Origin of the sequence: Aliidiomarina iranensis (assembly GCF_003987135.1) — a bacterium.
GTDB lineage: Bacteria > Pseudomonadota > Gammaproteobacteria > Enterobacterales > Alteromonadaceae > Aliidiomarina > Aliidiomarina iranensis.
On the sequence record NZ_PIPJ01000009.1, the window covers coordinates 86,534 to 103,748 of the forward strand.

At 47.1% G+C, this 17,215-nt stretch carries 15 protein-coding genes and 1 tRNA gene; 6 read left to right on the top strand and 10 right to left on the bottom strand.

Annotated features, from left to right (window positions below):
- The first annotated feature begins 2 nt into the window (after positions 1–2).
- The 3 genes from hemE (at position 3) to CWE08_RS10640 (ending at position 5,399) form a co-directional block, all read left to right on the top strand.
- Positions 3–1,070, top strand: a complete 1,068-nt coding sequence (hemE, locus tag CWE08_RS10630; protein ID WP_126768126.1) for a uroporphyrinogen decarboxylase — start codon at positions 3–5, stop codon at positions 1,068–1,070.
- 116 nt (positions 1,071–1,186) lie between these two features.
- Complete coding sequence (locus CWE08_RS10635; protein WP_126768127.1) at positions 1,187–2,239, top strand: efflux RND transporter periplasmic adaptor subunit; 1,053 nt, start codon at positions 1,187–1,189, stop codon at positions 2,237–2,239.
- A 25-nt stretch (positions 2,240–2,264) separates the two neighbouring features.
- Entirely contained in the window at positions 2,265–5,399 is a 3,135-nt protein-coding gene (locus CWE08_RS10640) for an efflux RND transporter permease subunit (RefSeq protein WP_126768129.1), read from the top strand.
- Between the two features lie 109 nt (positions 5,400–5,508).
- Here the strand turns inward: CWE08_RS10640 and CWE08_RS10645 are convergent, their stop codons facing one another.
- Genes CWE08_RS10645 through rsgA form a run of 3 tightly spaced genes read right to left on the bottom strand, consistent with a single transcriptional unit; the run spans position 5,509 to position 8,144 of the window.
- Positions 5,509–6,228 carry a glycerophosphodiester phosphodiesterase gene (locus CWE08_RS10645; RefSeq protein WP_126768130.1) on the bottom strand — a complete coding sequence of 240 codons (720 nt, stop codon included), beginning with the start codon at positions 6,226–6,228 and terminating at the stop codon, positions 5,509–5,511.
- Positions 6,229–6,248: 20 nt separating this feature from the next.
- Complete coding sequence (asd, locus tag CWE08_RS10650) at positions 6,249–7,115, bottom strand: archaetidylserine decarboxylase (RefSeq protein ID WP_126768132.1); 867 nt, start codon at positions 7,113–7,115, stop codon at positions 6,249–6,251.
- A 9-nt stretch (positions 7,116–7,124) separates the two neighbouring features.
- Entirely contained in the window at positions 7,125–8,144 is a 1,020-nt protein-coding gene (gene rsgA / locus CWE08_RS10655; RefSeq protein WP_126768134.1) for a small ribosomal subunit biogenesis GTPase RsgA, read from the bottom strand.
- A gap of 131 nt (positions 8,145–8,275) precedes the next feature.
- Between rsgA and orn the strand changes: the two genes are divergently transcribed.
- From orn to CWE08_RS10670, 3 genes are all read left to right on the top strand, one after another.
- Positions 8,276–8,833 carry an oligoribonuclease gene (gene orn / locus CWE08_RS10660; RefSeq protein ID WP_126768135.1) on the top strand — a complete coding sequence of 186 codons (558 nt, stop codon included), beginning with the start codon at positions 8,276–8,278 and terminating at the stop codon, positions 8,831–8,833.
- 65 nt (positions 8,834–8,898) lie between these two features.
- A tRNA-Gly gene (locus CWE08_RS10665) sits at positions 8,899–8,973 on the top strand.
- A 290-nt stretch (positions 8,974–9,263) separates the two neighbouring features.
- Positions 9,264–9,635, top strand: coding sequence for a MaoP family protein (locus tag CWE08_RS10670; protein ID WP_126768137.1), 372 nt, complete (start codon positions 9,264–9,266; stop codon positions 9,633–9,635).
- Between the two features lie 64 nt (positions 9,636–9,699).
- Here the strand turns inward: CWE08_RS10670 and purD are convergent, their stop codons facing one another.
- The 7 genes from purD to prmA form a co-directional block, all read right to left on the bottom strand.
- Positions 9,700–10,983: a phosphoribosylamine--glycine ligase gene (purD, locus tag CWE08_RS10675; protein ID WP_126768138.1), complete on the bottom strand. Its 1,284-nt coding sequence runs from the start codon at positions 10,981–10,983 to the stop codon at positions 9,700–9,702.
- Positions 10,984–10,991: 8 nt separating this feature from the next.
- Positions 10,992–11,855 (bottom strand): class I SAM-dependent methyltransferase, encoded by an 864-nt coding sequence (locus CWE08_RS10680; RefSeq protein ID WP_126768140.1) that lies wholly within the window; start codon positions 11,853–11,855, stop codon positions 10,992–10,994.
- Between the two features lie 91 nt (positions 11,856–11,946).
- Entirely contained in the window at positions 11,947–13,518 is a 1,572-nt protein-coding gene (gene purH, locus CWE08_RS10685) for a bifunctional phosphoribosylaminoimidazolecarboxamide formyltransferase/IMP cyclohydrolase (protein WP_126768141.1), read from the bottom strand.
- A gap of 173 nt (positions 13,519–13,691) precedes the next feature.
- A complete protein-coding gene (locus CWE08_RS10690; protein WP_126768143.1) occupies positions 13,692–14,555 on the bottom strand; it encodes a DsbC family protein in 864 nt (287 codons plus the stop codon).
- Between the two features lie 231 nt (positions 14,556–14,786).
- Positions 14,787–15,083, bottom strand: a complete 297-nt coding sequence (gene fis / locus CWE08_RS10695) for a DNA-binding transcriptional regulator Fis (RefSeq protein WP_007419918.1) — start codon at positions 15,081–15,083, stop codon at positions 14,787–14,789.
- Positions 15,084–15,093: 10 nt separating this feature from the next.
- Entirely contained in the window at positions 15,094–16,077 is a 984-nt protein-coding gene (dusB, locus tag CWE08_RS10700) for a tRNA dihydrouridine synthase DusB (protein WP_126768145.1), read from the bottom strand.
- Positions 16,078–16,234: 157 nt separating this feature from the next.
- Positions 16,235–17,119: a 50S ribosomal protein L11 methyltransferase gene (gene prmA / locus CWE08_RS10705; RefSeq protein ID WP_126768146.1), complete on the bottom strand. Its 885-nt coding sequence runs from the start codon at positions 17,117–17,119 to the stop codon at positions 16,235–16,237.
- Positions 17,120–17,215 lie beyond the last annotated feature (96 nt).

The window sequence follows — 17,215 nt, forward strand, 5'->3', positions numbered from 1 at the left end:
AGATGACGCAAGAGTTAAAAAACGATCGTTATTTACGAGCGCTGATGCAGCAACCGGTTGACCGCACCCCTATTTGGATGATGCGGCAAGCTGGCCGTTATTTGCCAGAATATCGCGAGGTGCGCGGGCAAGCAGGGGATTTTATGAGCCTATGCCGGAATGCTGAGCTTGCTTGTGAAGTAACGTTGCAACCGTTGCGGCGGTTTCCTCTCGATGCGGCTATTTTGTTCTCCGATATTCTTACCATTCCGGACGCCATGGGCCTTGGGTTGTATTTTGAGCAAGGGGAGGGGCCTCGGTTCAAAAACCCAATTCGTAGTGCAAGTGCGGTGGAGCAATTACCCGTGCCGGACCCAGAAGATGAATTGGGTTATGTGATGAGAGCGGTAAGCACAATTCGCAAAGCACTAAACGGTGATGTTCCGCTGATTGGTTTCTCGGGAAGCCCGTGGACACTAGCAACATACATGGTGGAAGGCGGTAGCACGAAGAATTTCTCAGTGGTAAAAGCGATGATGTATCGTGAACCACAAGTTATGCATCAATTGCTGGATAAGCTGGCGCAATCGGTAACTTCGTATTTAAATGCACAAATCGCGAACGGTGCCCAATCGGTAATGATTTTTGATACTTGGGGTGGTGTTTTATCACCGCGGGATTATCAGGAATTTTCCCTGCGTTACATGGCTCAAATTGTTGATGGTTTAACACGCGAGGCCGATGGCCGCAAAGTACCGGTTACTTTATTCACCAAAAATGGTGGCCAGTGGTTAGATATTATGGCGGCAACAGGCTGTGATGCGCTTGGTGTGGATTGGACAACCGATTTGGCTACAGCGCGGACAAAAGTAGGGAACAAAGTTGCCTTACAAGGGAATATGGACCCTAGCGTATTGTATGCAAGCCCAGAACGAATTCGAGATGAAGTGAAAATAATTCTCGATAGTTATGGAAAAGGCTCGGGCCATGTATTTAATTTAGGCCATGGAATTCACCCGGAAGTTAACCCAGAACATGCAGGGGCGTTTATCAATGCAGTGCATGAACTGAGCCCGCACTATCACAAGTGATCGTTTTTGCGACCAATTTCGATATATAAGCGTTGAAGGTGCCCAGCTAACGGGCACCTTTGCTATACAATACCCATACGTTGTATTTGCATTATTATTGAAATGCCGGGAGCACTATGTCTAAGCGATCTTATTTCACCCCTCTTTCCGTTGTTGTTGTTATCGTAGCGGTTATCGTTGGCTACCTCTATTTTGGTGATAACAATACCACTGTTACCGAGCGTCCGGCTGCTGCGGCTAATGTTGTGGGCACACAAGCTCGGATGATGGAGTTTCGTGATGTTATTGAGGGCTTAGGCACCGCACAAGCACGAGAATCTGTTGATGTTATGGCGCGTGTAAGCCAAACAGTTAAACAGATTTACTTCAGCGATGGCGAAGATGTTGAAGAAGGCCAACTACTCATTGCATTGCAGGATCGCGAAGAGCAGGCCCGAGTTCAGGAGCTAGAATTCCGCTTAGCTGATGGCCGCCGACAACTTGAGCGCCTACGAGAATTAGGCCAAGAAAATGCGGCATCTCTTAGTATGATTGAAGAACAAGAAGTTCGTGTTCAGCAAACAGAAGCGGAATTAGAGGTAGCTCGCAGCCGTTTGGAAGAACTAACCATTCATGCGCCTTTCGCCGGCCGTTTAGGTACTCGCCAGGTGAGCACCGGGCAGCTAGTGCGCCCAGGTGATGTGATCACTACTTTAGATGATATCTCACCTATTTATGTGGATTTTGCGGTTCCGGAACTCTACCTACCTAGTTTATCACCTGGCCAAAACGTGGCTGCCATCTCTGCAGCTTATCCGGGGCGTGAGTTTGCCGGCCAAATCGAGAGCGTTGCCTCGCGCGTTGACCCAGTAACGCGTTCCATTATGGTGCGTGCGGCGGTTGAGAACGAAAACCTTGAGTTACGCCCTGGCATGTTGTTACGAATTGAACTGGAACGCCGAGTTGATCACACGCTAATGATTCCAGAAAGCGCAGTTATCCCTATTCGAAATGAGCACTTTGTTTATAAAGTTGAAGATGAGCGAGCAGTTCGCACAACTATTACCATAGGCCGCAGATTACCCGGTTGGGTTGAAGTAACCAGTGGCATTACGGAAGGTGAAACCATTATCGTTGAAGGCACCATCCGAGTGCGTGATGGCTTACCCGTATCGCTTACCCAACAATAACGTTGATTTAACGGAGCAGTAATTCATGTTTTTATCAGATGCCTCAGTAAAACGGCCCGTTTTTGCCACCGTTATCAACGTGCTTTTAATTATTTTCGGGGTTGTTGCCTTTACTTCCTTACCACTTCGAGAATACCCAAACATCGAGCCACCCGTGGTTTCCGTGGATACGCGTTATCCTGGCGCCAATGCCGAAATTATTGAATCGCAAATTACGCAAATTATTGAAGAACGGATAAGTGGGATTGAGGGCATTAAATCAATCAACTCTCGCAGCCGTGATGGCCGCTCTTCTATCACCATTGAATTTGAAGGTGATCGCGATATTGATTCCGCCGCTAACGATGTTCGGGAGCGAGTGCAACGAGTAATTCGAAGCCTACCTGAGCAAGTTCAACCCCCGGAGGTTACTAAAGCCAACGCCGATGAAGATACGGTTGTTTGGTATAACCTTCGCAGTGAAAACATGACCACCCTAGAGCTTACTGATTTTGCTAATCGGTTTATTGTTGATCGATTGGCAGTAGTTGATGGTGTGGCGCGAGTGAATATCGGTGGTGAGCGCCGCTATGCCATGAAGTTATGGCTGGATCGCAATGCCATGGCTGCTCGTGGTATTACGGTTACCGATATTGAGAATCGCTTGCGCGCGGAAAACGTTGAGTTACCAGCAGGTACGATAGAATCTCGCGATCGTGAATTTTCTGTGCGAGTTGCCCGTAGTTATTTATCGCCAACTGATTTTGCTAATTTAAGTATTATTTCCGGTTCCGATGGCTATTTAGTGCGCTTAGGTGAAGTAGCCAGGGTGTCGTTGGAAGCCGAGGATGACCGTTCGGAATTTAGAGGCAATGGCATCAATATGGTGGGTATCGGCATTATCCGCCAATCAGATGCCAACACCTTGGATGTAGTGGATAAAGTAAATGAGGAAGTAGAACGCCTACGGCAAACCTTGCCGGCAAGTATGATTTTGGTACCGAGCTACGATTCTTCAATTTTTATTCGTGATTCCATTCAAGAGGTTTACAACACGCTCTTCATTGCTATGGCGATGGTAGTGATTGTGATTTTCCTATTCTTAGGAAATCTGCGTGTAACCTTGATTCCGGCAATTACGGTGCCGGTGGCGCTGCTATCATCTTATATTGTGCTATATGCACTCGGGTTTTCTATCAACTTGCTTACCTTGTTGGCGCTTGTTCTGGCTATCGGTTTGGTGGTGGATGATTCCATTGTTGTGTTAGAAAATATCTACCGGCGGGTGGAAGCGGGCGATCCGCCATTGCTTGCGGCTTATCGTGGCGCGCGCGAGGTTGGTTTTGCCGTGATTGCCACAACTTTAGTGCTGATATCAGTATTCGTGCCGCTAATTTTCCTTGAGGGTAACATTGGCCTGTTGTTTACTGAGTTTGCCATAGCGCTCGCGGCGGCAGTGGCCTTCTCAAGCATTACCGCGCTTACACTTTCGCCCATGTTATGTTCCAAAATTCTGAAGAAGAAAGAGAAGAACACGGGCTTCAGTAACCTTATTGATCGCAACTTTAAAAAGATCGAAGAAGGCTACGAGAGAATGGTTAAGAAAACCATTACCGTACCTGCAATGGCCTTTATTCTTGTTGTGCTCTCGGGCTTTGGTGCATATTTGTTGCTTGATCGGTTGGGCCAAGAATTTGTTCCACCAGAGGATCGCGGAAACTTCTTCGTGATTGTTCGTGCAGCTGAGGGGGCGAGTCAAGAATCAAATTCACGGAATATGCAAATCGTAGAAAGTGTGCTCCTTCCTTATATCGATGAAGGCAAGATCGATCGGCTCATCGTGCGTACTCCCGGTTGGGGTAATAGTGCCGGTGTAGCTATTGTTGGTACTGTGCCTTTTGATCAACGTGATTGGAGTTCGTTTGAATTAATCAATGAGATTCGTGGCAAGCTTGAACAAATCCCCGATGTTGTTGCATTTGCCAACATGCGAACAGGTATAAGGGGCGGTGGTAGCTCCCGGCCAATTGAGTTTGTGTTGCAGGGAAATACCTACGAAGATTTAGCGCGGTATCGGGATATCGTGCTAGAAAAGGCGGCGGATAATCCGGGCTTACTCTCACTCGATAGTGATTATGATGAAACAGTGCCGCAATTACTCATTCAAATTGACCAAGAGCGCGCAGCCGATTTAGGTGTTTCGGTGGGTGATATCGGCCGCACCTTGGAAAGTATGTTGGGGCAACGGCAAGTAACACGCTATCAGGATCGAGGCGAAGAATATAACGTGCTGCTTGAAGGCGAACGTGCAGATTATCGTTCTCCACAAGATATCGATAACATTTATGTTCGCTCGCAACGCACTGGCGAATTAGTACCAATGTCGAACCTTGTAAATGTTACTGAGGGCGCAACGGCACGGCAATTGAACCGCTATAACCGCATGCGCGCCGTAACGATTACGGGTAATTTAGCAGAAGGTTACTCATTGGGTGATGCGTTGGCTTATTTAGAAAATATTGTTGCCGAGGAATTACCTGATGATGTGATGATTGATTACAAAGGGCAATCACAGCTCTATCAAGAGGGCGGCAGTACGATTATCTTCATTTTCGCACTAGCGCTCGCTATTACCTTCTTGGTGTTAGCCGCTCAGTTTGAGAGTTTCGTGCATCCATTTGTTATTATACTCACGGTACCTCTAGCAGTATTTGGTGCAGTAGCTGGGCTCTGGGCCACGGGGCAAACGATTAATATTTATAGCCAAATTGGCATAATCATGTTGATTGGTTTAGCCGCCAAAAACGGTATTTTAATCGTAGAGTTTGCGAATCAGCTTCGCGATGCGGGTATGCGTTTTGAAGATGCGTTAGCTCGGGCTTCTCGTTTGCGTTTACGGCCAATTATCATGACCGCGTTCACTACTTTGATGAGTGCGTTACCTTTGGTATTAGCGAGTGGCCCTGGTGCCGAAAGCCGGATGGTAATTGGTATTGTAATCTTCTGTGGTGTAGCCTTCTCGGCCTTTATGACCATCTTCTTAGTGCCTGCGTTATACATGGGCTTGGCGAAGAACACAGGTTCACCAAAAGAGCTTGAGAAAAAACTCGAAGCTTTGGAAGCTGAATACCCGGATCGTCGTGCCGAAGATGAAGCCTTAGCTGAAGCTAAAAATATCTAAGCACTGGCCTCTGATAATGAGTTGCAAAAAGCTGCTGGCCTTTCGGTTCAGCAGCTTTTTTTATTAGCTTCGGGGGTTGCGGCGATTATTCATTTAGAAAGCTGGAAATTTAAATCCCGTAGGGTGATTTATTCGTGTGCCCTAACAATACATTGCGGGTGTGTTGGGGGTGGTTGGTAAAGATGCCATCAACGCCAATATCCCGCATAAACTGGATATCCTCCGGTTCATCTACGGTGTATACAAACACCTGTAAGCCGCGTGAGTGTGCATCGCTCACAAACGCTTGGGTAACAAAACCGATATCAATATGCACCGACCAAGCCTGCAAATCTTCTGCAAAGCGCGCCAAACCTAGCGGACAGCCAGCGGTAAGTGCACCGATACGAAGCTCCGGTAAGAGTTGTTTTAGCGTTTGTAGCCAATGATGATTGAACGAGGATACTAAAAGTGTTTCGGTGTTGAAGGCGTGTTCGCTTTCTGCGTCTCGAAGATGTTCGGCGAGTAATTCGAGGTCAACGTCACTTTTTAATTCGATATTCAGTAAACAGCGCCCACGAATAAGAGCGATAGTTTCTTTGAGAGTAGGTACCGGGTGCTGGCTGAAGATACGAAGAGCGGCAACTTGTGCTTTGCTTAAATCGATAAATCGACCCGGCTGAGCGGCGAGCCGACGCAAATAGCGGTCGTGGAAAACGTATATCTCGTCTTCCACTTGCATAATATCAATTTCAATCGCATCGGCGTGCGTATCTAAAGCCCGCTTGAACGCCGCTACGGTGTTTTCAGGCGCCTCGGCACTGGCACCTCGATGGGCAATAACCAGCATCTGAAATCCTTAAACGGAAGTTACTTCAGTGTTCCCATTACTGTACCCATGCGAGTAACAGTTTGCGGTTCTAAGTTAGCAGCAAATTCCATCATATCTTCAGGAAATACAAGAATTACCGTAGAGCCAAGCTTAAAGCGGCCCATTTCTTCACCAATATCTAATTTAATGCTATTTAAGCCTGAAGCTGGATAATCCCAGCTGTGTATGCCGGGGCCGCGCGGAGGCGTTACCGTGCCTGCCCAAATTGTTTCGATACTGGCAACAATAGTTGCGCCAACGAGCACCATTGCAAACGGGCCTTTCTCACTATCAAACACCGCAATAACACGCTCATTGCGCGCAAACAAATTAGGCACATTCTCGGCGGTAAATGGATTTACGGAGAATAGATCGCCGGGCACATAAATCATTTGCCGTAACGTACCTTTTAGTGGCATGTGAATACGATGATAATCTCGAGGCGCTAAATAAATGGTAGCAAATGAACCGTTCGTAAATTCTTTGGCTAAATCATAATCACCACCAAGCAGCTCTTGCATACTGTAATCGTGGTTTTTTGCTTGAATGATAGTATCGCCCTTTATTGAACCTAATTGGCTTACTGCGCCATCAACAGGGTGTGCGAGTTCGCCCTCGGCGGCTTCAAGAGGGCGTGCATCAGCGCGCAATGGTCGCGTAAAAAATGCGTTGAAGGTTGCATAAGCGCGTGGGTCTGATTCTGCGGCTTCACTCATATCCACGTTGTAGCGTTTAATAAACCACTGGGTGAATGCCCGCGTAAACCATCCGGCTTCAGCACTGGCAAACTTTCCCATCGCGCGAGAAATTAAGTGCTTTGGCGTGATGTACTGTAATGTAATTTTAAGGCGATCAAAATTAGCCACGGATATTCCTCAGTTTTGCTGGAGCGATTGAATGATACGATGATAGTTCTCGAGCCGGCCTGCGTCTAGTTCGCCATCGGCCACTGCTTGTTGCAGAGCGCAACCCGGATCCGATGTATGGCTGCAATCGCGGAATTTACAACCACCTAAAAACGGTCGGAAATCTTTGAAGCAGTAGGTAACACGATCAGCAGCAATATGCCACAGGCCGAATTCTCGAATGCCGGGTGAATCAATAAGTGCGCCGCCCTTCGCTAATGGAAACCAACGCGCTACTGTGGTTGTATGCTGCCCTAATCCGGAGTTGCTAGAAATGGCACCAATGGCCAAACTTACCTCAGGAAGCGCCGCCTGAATAAGCGATGATTTACCTACTCCAGATTGCCCCACTAATACCGAAATTTTATTTTCAAAGGCAGCACGCAGTTCAGCAATGCCCTCATTGGTAGTAGCGCTAGCATGAAGAACTTGATAACCCATGGCTGCATACACTGCCAATCGATTGGCGATGTGTTCTGCTTCTTCAGCCTGAATTAAATCAGTTTTATTCATCACAATCACAGGTTCAATACCAGCATCTTCACAAGCCACTAAATAGCGGTCAATAATTTGATCGGAAAAAGCAGGTTGCGGGCTGGAAACAATAAATATGCGCTCCACGTTAGCAGCAATGGGCTTGATGCCATCGTATTGATCGGGCCTACAAAGAACCGATTCACGATCCTCAGACGCTTCAACTACGCCCTGTAAACCTTGTTCAGTAGCCGCAGCTCGGCGCCAGGCTACTCTATCGCCGGTTACCAAAGTACTCACATTACGGCGAATATTGCAGCGTAAAATTTCGCCGGTATCGGTTAAAATATCTGCGTGTTGGCCAAATCTGCTCACTACGCGGCCGGATTCAAGCCGCCCGAGTTGGTCGTCTTGCCACTCGGTTTCATTTTCGGATTGACGTTTAGCGAGCCGTTGATCACGGTTCGAACGCACGCGCCGCATTTGCCCCTTAGTGAGTTTTGTTCGCTTTGCCAAATCTATTCCTGAGTTACCTTGGTGTGTATAGGCTGCATGATAGCAAATACTGACGCCGAGAGTTAATGGAAGTTAACCATTCTTGAAGGCTCCGTGATAGCATTACGAAAGAATGGTAAAGGAGATGAAAGATGAGTGATAACACTGGGCGTTTAATCTGGATTGACCTAGAAATGACAGGCCTCAGCCCTGAAAATGATGTGATTATCGAAATTGCTACCATCATTACTGATGATGAACTAAATATCGTTGCCGAAGGCCCGGTAATTGCCGTACACCAAAGTGAAGAGAGAATGAATTCTATGGATGAATGGAATACTCGCACACATGGTGAATCGGGATTAGTGCAACGAGTAAAAGATAGTGCTTATCGGGAAGCCGAGGCAGAGTTGGCCACCATTGAATTTCTGAAGCAGCACTTAGAGCCTGGTGTATCGCCTATGTGTGGTAATAGCATTGGTCAGGATCGACGTTTTTTGGCGCGTTACATGCCTACGTTAGAAGCATTCTTTCATTACCGCAACTTAGATGTAAGTACTGTTAAAGAGTTGGCGAAGCGCTGGAAACCAGAAATACTGCCTGGCTTTAAAAAGCACAATAAACATGAAGCTTTGGCCGATATTATTGAATCGATTGAAGAGCTTCGTTATTATCGCGAACATTTTTTCGCCGAACAGACAAAATCTTGATGAAAGGGGGTTGCATTGGCCCCCGAATTCAGTAAAATGCGCTCGCAGTCGACAGACAGCACCAAGCGGGAATAGCTCAGTGGTAGAGCACAACCTTGCCAAGGTTGGGGTCGCGAGTTCGAATCTCGTTTCCCGCTCCAAATTTTGAAAGGCAGCCTTAGGGCTGCCTTTTCTATTTCTCATCTGAGTTATTCAATTTATATCTCTTACCAGCATGTTGTGCGTTGCTTTGATGATTCGTTCGCGAATAAATAAACCGTTTTGCACGAAAAAGATTGACAAAACAATTAATCGCCTCTATATCGTTTCTTGAATATTGCAGTGCGCTGCTTTTTCGAAATAATTTTTTGCGAATTGTTTTGCGAACTTGTTTCGCATTAGTTGTCTTGCGAACTCGTTTGGCATTAGTTGTCTGAATGGTGGAAATGATATGGCGACTCAAACCCGTGATACCTTGCTTCGGAAGCCTTTTAATGACTTCCGTAATTATCCTTATGGATTCGCTCGCTCCGGTGATTTTTCGATTCGAGAAAGCGATGCACTTTTACATTACGGTTGTTTAATAACTGCAATGTTAAATAGTGAGTACACCGCTGAAACTGAAGAAGATAAATCGTTGTTAGCGGTAGCACTTGGCCAAAAAGAAGCTGAAACTCAAGTAGAAAAAGCTTGGGTGAAATATACAGCGCGAATTAATCGCCCGAAGGTTGGCAGCATGTATGGCCGCTCGAAAGTAGTTGAAGACGACGGTGATTACGATAGCGCTAGCTCTACCGAAGATGATTTGGTGGTAGAAGATTAATAAGAAATGGCTCCCGCGGGAGCCATTTCTTTAAGCGTTACTTTTTAGTAGCGTGCTTCGAATTTTAGCTTTGCTCACGTTTTATGGCGCGATGGCCAATATCTGTGCGGAAATAAGCATTTTCCCATGATATGGATTTTACCAGCTCATAAGCGCGTTGTTGAGCTGTCGTTACCGATGGGCCCAAGGCTGTGCAACACAGCACTCGGCCACCGGCAGTAACCACATCACCGGCATTATTTTTAGTGCCAGCATGAAAGGTTTTGCTATCTTCGGTTGCGTTAGGGATACCGCTAATCACATCACCCTTGTTGTAGTGCTCAGGATAGCCACCTGCGGCCATAACAACACCCACTGCAGCTCTGGTATCGAATTCAATTGGCGTGTCGCCCAATCGGCCGGCAAGGGCATCTAAACACAAGGCTACCAAATCTGATTGTAACCGCAGCATGATCGGTTGAGTTTCTGGGTCACCGAATCGGCAATTGTACTCTAGCACCTTAGCAGTACCATCAGGGGCGATCATTAAGCCAGCGTAGAGGAAACCAACGTAGGTGTTGCCTTCGGCACGCATTCCCTCCACGGTGGGCTTCATTACATGTTCCATAACCCACTGATCAACCTCGGGTGTAACCACGGGTGCTGGCGAGTAAGCGCCCATCCCACCGGTATTTGGGCCTTTATCGCCGTTATCCCGAGCTTTGTGATCTTGGCTAGAAGCGAAGGGCAAGATAGTATCGCCATCCACCATGGCAATGAAACTTGCCTCTTCGCCCACCAAAAATTCCTCAATAACCACCCGGCTACCGGCATCGCCAAATTTATTACCGGCGAGCATGTCATCAATAGCCGCATCGGCTTGCGCTATGCTTTCAGCAATAATCACGCCTTTACCAGCCGCCAAACCATCAGCTTTGATTACAATCGGTAGTTGATTAGCTCGCACGTATGCTTTGGCAGGCTCAATCGCTGTAAAGTTCTCGTAGGCGGCAGTTGGAATATTATGCCGTGCTAAAAAATCTTTACAGAACGCTTTTGAGCCTTCTAGTTGAGCTGCGCCCTTGGTGGGGCCAAAAATAGCTAAGCCATGCGCCTGAAAAGTATTTACAACACCTTTCACCAATGGCGCTTCTGGCCCAACAATCGTAAGTTCAATCTTCTCTTTTTGAGCAAACGCCAACAGTGCATCAATATCTGCAGCATCGATACTCACGTTAGTTATCATCGATTCTAGCGCTGTACCGGCATTACCGGGGGCTACGAATACGTGTTCTACTCGAGTAGATTGGGCCGCTTTCCACGCCAAGGCATGCTCACGGCCGCCACCACCAATTATCAAAACTTTCATGGATTCACTCATTCACTCGTTTCAGGTTTTATAAATTTTAGGGTGAAGCGATCGCTTTCACCAATGGCTTGATAATGAGCCCGATTTTCATCACCTAAGCGTAGTGTTGGCGGAAGTGTCCACACACCACGAGGATGATCGGCTGAATCGTTCGGATTAGCATTTACTTCGCTACTATCGGCTAACACGAAACCAGCTTGCTCAGCGTAGCGCACAACAAGGCTTTGTTTCACATAGCCCGATGAACGCATATCGGCATCTGGGCGATCTTCGGGTAGCCGGTGATCAACCACGCCCAACACGCCGCCCGGTTTTAATGCTGTGAAAAAGCTAGCAAACGCACCTTCGAGTGCATCATCGCCATCACCCATATACCAGTTGTGTACATTGCGAAACGTAAGTACCACATCGGCACTACCAGCAGGCGCAATGGGAGTTTGCTCTAAAGGCGCGAATTCGGTTACCACGGTACTGGCAAATAATGGATCTGAGGCTACCCGCTCAATGTAACGGTTACGAGAATTCACATAAAAATTACGCGTTTCTGATTGCGGGAAGTGTGCGGCATAAAACTGGCCATAAGGCTGCAAGTACGGAGCCAAGATTTCACTATACCAACCGCCACCTGGCCAAATTTCCACTACGGTCATGTCGGGTTCAACCCCAAAAAACTCAAGTGTTGCTACCGGATTGCGATATTCATCACGCGCTGCATTGGCCGGCGTTCGCGCAGTGTTATGTAACATGCTGGTTAGATTGTGTGTAGCTGGAATTTCTACCGCTGCCGCCGGAGCTTGCTGTGCTGATGGTTGGCAGGCTACCAAGCCTAAACTAAGTACGAGAGTGCTGCCGTAAAAAAGTGAAGGTTTCATAAGTGTATCCTCTGTGAGTATTTGCTAATCCTAGTAGTGTAAATGCTGAGGGGCAATATTTATTGCCCCTCGATTCACTTATCAGTACGGATTAATGACGGAAATGGCGCATTCCCGTAAATACCATGGCGATACCATGTTCATTAGCGGCTTCAATAATTTCATTATCGCGAATCGAGCCACCCGGTTGAATAATCGCTTTTACACCCGCCTGTGCAGCCGCATCAATAGAATCGCGGAATGGGAAAAAGGCATCGGAAGCCATAACTGAACCGGCAATTTCTAGCCCTTCATCTTCTGCCTTTAAAACCGCTACTTTGGCGCTATACACACGGCTCATTTGGCCGGCGCCTACACCAATGGTCATGCCATCTTTCGCGTACACAATGGCGTTTGATTTTACGTACCGAACTACTTTCCAAGCGAACAATAAATCATTGAGCTCGCGATCGTTAGGTTTCGCGTTGGTTACTAGTTGTAATTCGGAATCTGCCACCAACCCATGGTCAATATCTTGCACTAACAAGCCACCTTGCACGCGTTTGAAATCAAATTGCGCTTTGCGCGTACCGAAAGCTTCGGTAATCAATAAGCGCACATTCTTTTTCGCCGCTACTATAGTTTGTGCCTTTTTACTGGCACCAGGGGCGATAATCACTTCAACGAACTGGCGGTTGATAATCAAATGCGCCGTTTGTTCATCAAGTGGCTCATTGAACGCAATAATGCCGCCAAAGGCTGAGGTAGGATCGGTTTTAAAGGCTCGCTCGTAGGCTTCCTGAATGTTTGCTCCGATCGCAACACCACAAGGGTTTGCGTGCTTCACAATTACACAGGCCGGTGAAGTGAATGATTTTACGCACTCTAGGGCAGCATCGGTATCGGCAATGTTATTAAATGAAAGTGCCTTGCCTTGCAGTTGCGTAGATGAAGCTACGGAAGCCTCATGGTGGCTTGGGTCGATGTAGAAAGCCGCGTTTTGGTGGCTGTTCTCGCCGTAACGGAGATCTTGTTTCTTCTCAAGTTGGAAATTAAGAGTGCGAGGAAAACGTTCTGGCTCAGCTGGATTCTGCAAGCGTTGGCCAAAATAGTTTGCAATCATGCCATCATAAGCGGCTGTGTGCTCAAATGCAGCAACTGCGAGATCGAAGCGCGTGGCATCGGTAACACCCGAGAACTCGGCAAGCTCACCTAACACCCGATCATAATCCTGTGCATTTACGATAATAGTAACATCGTTGTGATTCTTAGCCGCTGCTCGAACCATGGTGGGGCCACCAATATCAATGTTCTCAATCGCATCGGCAAAGCTACAGCCGGGCTTTTTAACCGTTTCGGCAAACGGATATAAGTTAACGGCCACTAAATCAATTGGGCCAATGCCATGTTCAGCCATCACCGCTTGGTCTTGATCACGGCGCGCTAAAATACCCCCATGAATTTTCGGGTGCAGAGTTTTTACTCGGCCATCCATGATTTCTGGTTGGCCCGTGTAGCTGGCCACCTCAATTACAGGAATTCCGGATTCTTCTAGAAGTTTCGCGGTGCCGCCGGTAGATAAAATTTCTACGCCGCGCTGATGCAGCGCACTGGCAAATTCAACAATACCGGTTTTATCGGAAACACTGAGTAACGCACGTTGGATAGGGCGGATCTGGCTCATGGTCAGTTCTCGTTTTTGCTAGCTAGAGAGGATAATCATTCGGGTAACTTGGCGTTAACGCTAATGATCAGGGTGCGGTTGAGTATTATACGGGAAAAGTGGGTAGAAGCGAACTACTACCCACCTTGCTTATGGATAAATTTAATTGCGAAAATGCTGTGCGATTTCTTAGCTTATTGGTCTTGGCGTAATTGATTGATAATTGCGCGCGCTGGGTTATACCCGGGAATAACACCACCGGTTGATTGGATAATAAATGGCGTGCCCGATATGCCAATGCGCTGGCCCATAGCAAAGCCTTGGCGCACTAGCTCACGGCATTCCGTGTCATCGCCTTGAATGGCATATTTGTTTCCAGCTTCACTGTTCTTAAAATCGGTCATGGCTTGTGCTGAATCATCGGCACACATGATTTGCAGTAGTTCCTGGTAATCACGCCCACCATTTAAGCCCGAACGTGGGTAAGGAATGTAATAGAGGTTTACCCCGGCCTCAGCGTAGGTTTCCCTTTCGTTATGCAAACGTTGGCAATAAGGGCAGGTTGGATCGGTAAAAATATACAGCGAACCGAGTTCGGGAACGCCTTGGTTAGCAGGAAAGGCAATGGTTAACTCAGAACTGATATTAGCCATTTCATTTTCTGCTGCGGTGGCTAAACGTTCATTCCGAAAGTTAGCCGATAAGTTGTTTACGCCCTCAAGTTGGAATAAATCGCCAAGTACCGCATATTCCCCGCTACGGTTTACTATCATGCTTTGGCTGCCAATCGAGATTTCGTAAAAGTTTGGGAAACCAAATTCGCTAAGCTCTCGAAATACCGTAATAGGTGCATTTTGAAATTGTGGGCTTTGGCTCCGAATTGCGGCAATTAACGCTTCTTCCTCAGTAATTTCAGATTCGGAAACAACTGCATCTGAGGCATTCGCAGCCGCAATAAGTGGCTTGGCAGTAGCGTTTGAATTTGCACTTGGCATGAGATTTAAAGTAATAGCGGCTGTTAGAGCAGCACCAACAATAAAGGCAATAAATAACTTCATAGTAATAATATCCAGCTGAGAAAAGGAACGCTATGCACTTTACCCGAGCCGCATCGGTTCCGCAAAGGCAAATCCTGGTAACAATCCCGTTAATCGAGGAATACGGCGTTAAATTACACTATTTGAGGTTGAGCAATAAAAAAGCCAACACCTTTTTAGGTGTTGGCCTCTGTATGCCGAGTTGTTTAGTAAAATCTAATCAACAACTCACTAACTCTCGCTGTGCGAGCTTTAGTTCATACCATATTTTTTTAATTTTTTACGCAGGGTGCCGCGGTTAATGCCTAACATAGTGGCTGCGCGAGTTTGATTACCGCGAGTGTATGTCATTACTTCTTCCAACAACGGTGCTTCAACTTCTGCTAATACTAGCTCATACAAATCATCTGGATCTTGCCCATCTAACTGCTTTAAGAAGTTATTTAGCGCCTGCTTTACCGAGTTCCGTAATGGCTTCGGGTTAGAATTTTGGCCAATGGTAGTCAAAGGCGTGGTTACTGCATCACGATTTCCGTTTTGGTCAAACATAATAGCGCTCTTATCTCTCGTTAAAGTTAACAAAATAATGTTCAAGTGCAGCAAGCTGAGCTTCTGCTGATTCCAGCGTATTAAATTCACGCCGAAAGTCAGAAGAGCCTGGAGCTTGTTGCAAATTACCCTGCATGTACCAACCAATATGCTTGCGAGCGATGCGCATGCCACGATGCTCACCGTGCAGTTCATGGAGTTGGCGTATATGCCGTTTCATCACCTGGGCTATTTCTGTGCCGTTTGGAGCTGCAAGCATCTCCCCGGTGCGAAGGTAGTGAACAATCTCGCGGAAAATCCATGGATTTCCTTGAGCGCCACGGCCAACCATCACGGCATCAGCTGCGGTGTAATCGAGTACCTCCCGTGCTTTCTGGGGGGAGGTAATATCACCGTTGGCAATCACCGGAATATTAATCGCGGCTTTAATTGCAGCAATGGTGTCGTACTCCGCAAAACCTTTATACATACAAGCGCGCGTTCGCCCATGCACCGCTAGCGCTTGAATTCCTGCTTGTTCTGCTATTTTCGCAATGGTTACACCGTTGCGATGTTCAGGGGCCCAACCCGTTCTTATTTTTAGTGTTACTGGCACATCAACTGCGTTAACAACACTATGCAGAATTCGCTCAACGAGTTCAGGATCTTGTAACAAGGCCGAACCCGCTAATTTTTTATTTACCTTTTTCGCCGGACATCCCATGTTGATATCGATGATCTGAGCACCTTCAGCCACATTGTGCTGAGCTGCCGAGGCCATCATTTCCGGATCTGAACCGGCAATCTGTACAGAACGAATGCCGGGCTCATTGGAATGTACCATTCGCGCTCTTGATTTCGCTGTATCCCACACTCTCGGATTACTCGAAAGCATTTCCGAAACTGCCATGCCTGCACCAAGTTCCACGCATAAGCGACGGAATGGCAAATCGGTGATTCCTGCCATTGGTGCAAGTAATACATTGTTCGCAAGCTGATATGAGCCTATCCGCATCGGTTATTTTCTGTTCAGCGAAAGGGGGATGAATTTTAGGGAATTTAACGCAGAAAGGAAAGGCGATAAAGTAAACAAAACAGCATAAAATTGTAATTTTTGCTCTTGACTTTACCGCCTGCAAAATGCAGTTTGCGGTGAATTGTTATGCAAATGTTTAAGGATTCACTTTTCTGCCGTGTAAAAAGCACCAATCACCGCTTTCACGCACGGGTTCAAATTGAATTAAGGGCTCATAAGCGGCCATTACGGCTTCGGCTTGGCGTACTAAAATACCTGACATAGCAATCATGCCACCGGGCTTTAAATAGGCTAACAAGTTCGGTGCTAATTCCCGCAATGGGCCGGCAAGAATATTGGCAATCACAACATCGGCTTTATGCTCTGGTGCCTCTTCTGGTAAGTAAACTGAAAACTTATCGGCTACACCGTTCAATTCCGCATTTTCATGAGTAGCCTTTAATGCTTGTTGATCGATATCGGTGCCTAAACAGCTAACTGCGCCGAGCTTCAGTGCGGCAATGCCCAAAATGCCCGATCCACAGCCAAAATCAACTGTACTTTTATCGGTTAAATCTTGCTCAGCTAGCCATTGTAAACACAGTGACGTAGTTGGGTGTGTGCCGGTACCGAAGGCCATGCCTGGATCAAGCAGAATGTTGGCGGCGTCGGCTACTGGCGGCTGATGCCAAGAAGGCACAACCCACAAGCCATTTCCAAAATCGATAGGCTTGAAATTATCCATCCACTCGCGTTCCCAATCCTTATCTTCCAGCTGATCGGTTTTGTAACGCAGAGGCTTAGCCAGAAAACTTACTTTGCTGAGGTTCTTGATCACTGCCTGCATATCGGTTTCGGCAGGGTATAAACCGGTTACTTGGGTGAGCTCCCAAAGCGGCACTTCACCGGGGCCTGGCTCAAAGATAGGCGCATCTTTGGCATCACGATAGGTAACCGCCTGTGCTTTATTGGCCATAAGTATATCGCCAAGTTGGCGGCCATAACTTTCTTTCGTGGTAAGTGTAAGTTGTATCCAAGGCATTCCGATTTCCTACAATTGTGCGTGCTCAGCAATAATCTAGCGCCGCTGTGCTACCCGAGCACTAAATACATACAACGCCAGAAATGCATGAAAAAA

What these genes read in the sequence shown, in the direction of transcription:
- CWE08_RS10680 (WP_126768140.1), bottom strand. Translation starts at nt 11,855, where the DNA reads ATGAAACCTTCACTTTTTTACGGCAGCACTCTCGTACTTAGTTTAGGC.
- CWE08_RS10690 (WP_126768143.1), bottom strand. Translation starts at nt 14,555, where the DNA reads ATGAAGTTATTTATTGCCTTTATTGTTGGTGCTGCTCTAACAGCCGCT.
- CWE08_RS10670 (WP_126768137.1), top strand. Translation starts at nt 9,264, where the DNA reads ATGGCGACTCAAACCCGTGATACCTTGCTTCGGAAGCCTTTTAATGAC.
- hemE (WP_126768126.1), top strand. Translation starts at nt 3, where the DNA reads ATGACGCAAGAGTTAAAAAACGATCGTTATTTACGAGCGCTGATGCAG.
- purD (WP_126768138.1), bottom strand. Translation starts at nt 10,983, where the DNA reads ATGAAAGTTTTGATAATTGGTGGTGGCGGCCGTGAGCATGCCTTGGCG.
- dusB (WP_126768145.1), bottom strand. Translation starts at nt 16,077, where the DNA reads ATGCGGATAGGCTCATATCAGCTTGCGAACAATGTATTACTTGCACCA.
- CWE08_RS10640 (WP_126768129.1), top strand. Translation starts at nt 2,265, where the DNA reads ATGTTTTTATCAGATGCCTCAGTAAAACGGCCCGTTTTTGCCACCGTT.
- fis (WP_007419918.1), bottom strand. Translation starts at nt 15,083, where the DNA reads ATGTTTGACCAAAACGGAAATCGTGATGCAGTAACCACGCCTTTGACT.
- purH (WP_126768141.1), bottom strand. Translation starts at nt 13,518, where the DNA reads ATGAGCCAGATCCGCCCTATCCAACGTGCGTTACTCAGTGTTTCCGAT.
- CWE08_RS10645 (WP_126768130.1), bottom strand. Translation starts at nt 6,228, where the DNA reads ATGCTGGTTATTGCCCATCGAGGTGCCAGTGCCGAGGCGCCTGAAAAC.
- orn (WP_126768135.1), top strand. Translation starts at nt 8,276, where the DNA reads ATGAGTGATAACACTGGGCGTTTAATCTGGATTGACCTAGAAATGACA.
- CWE08_RS10635 (WP_126768127.1), top strand. Translation starts at nt 1,187, where the DNA reads ATGTCTAAGCGATCTTATTTCACCCCTCTTTCCGTTGTTGTTGTTATC.
- prmA (WP_126768146.1), bottom strand. Translation starts at nt 17,119, where the DNA reads ATGCCTTGGATACAACTTACACTTACCACGAAAGAAAGTTATGGCCGC.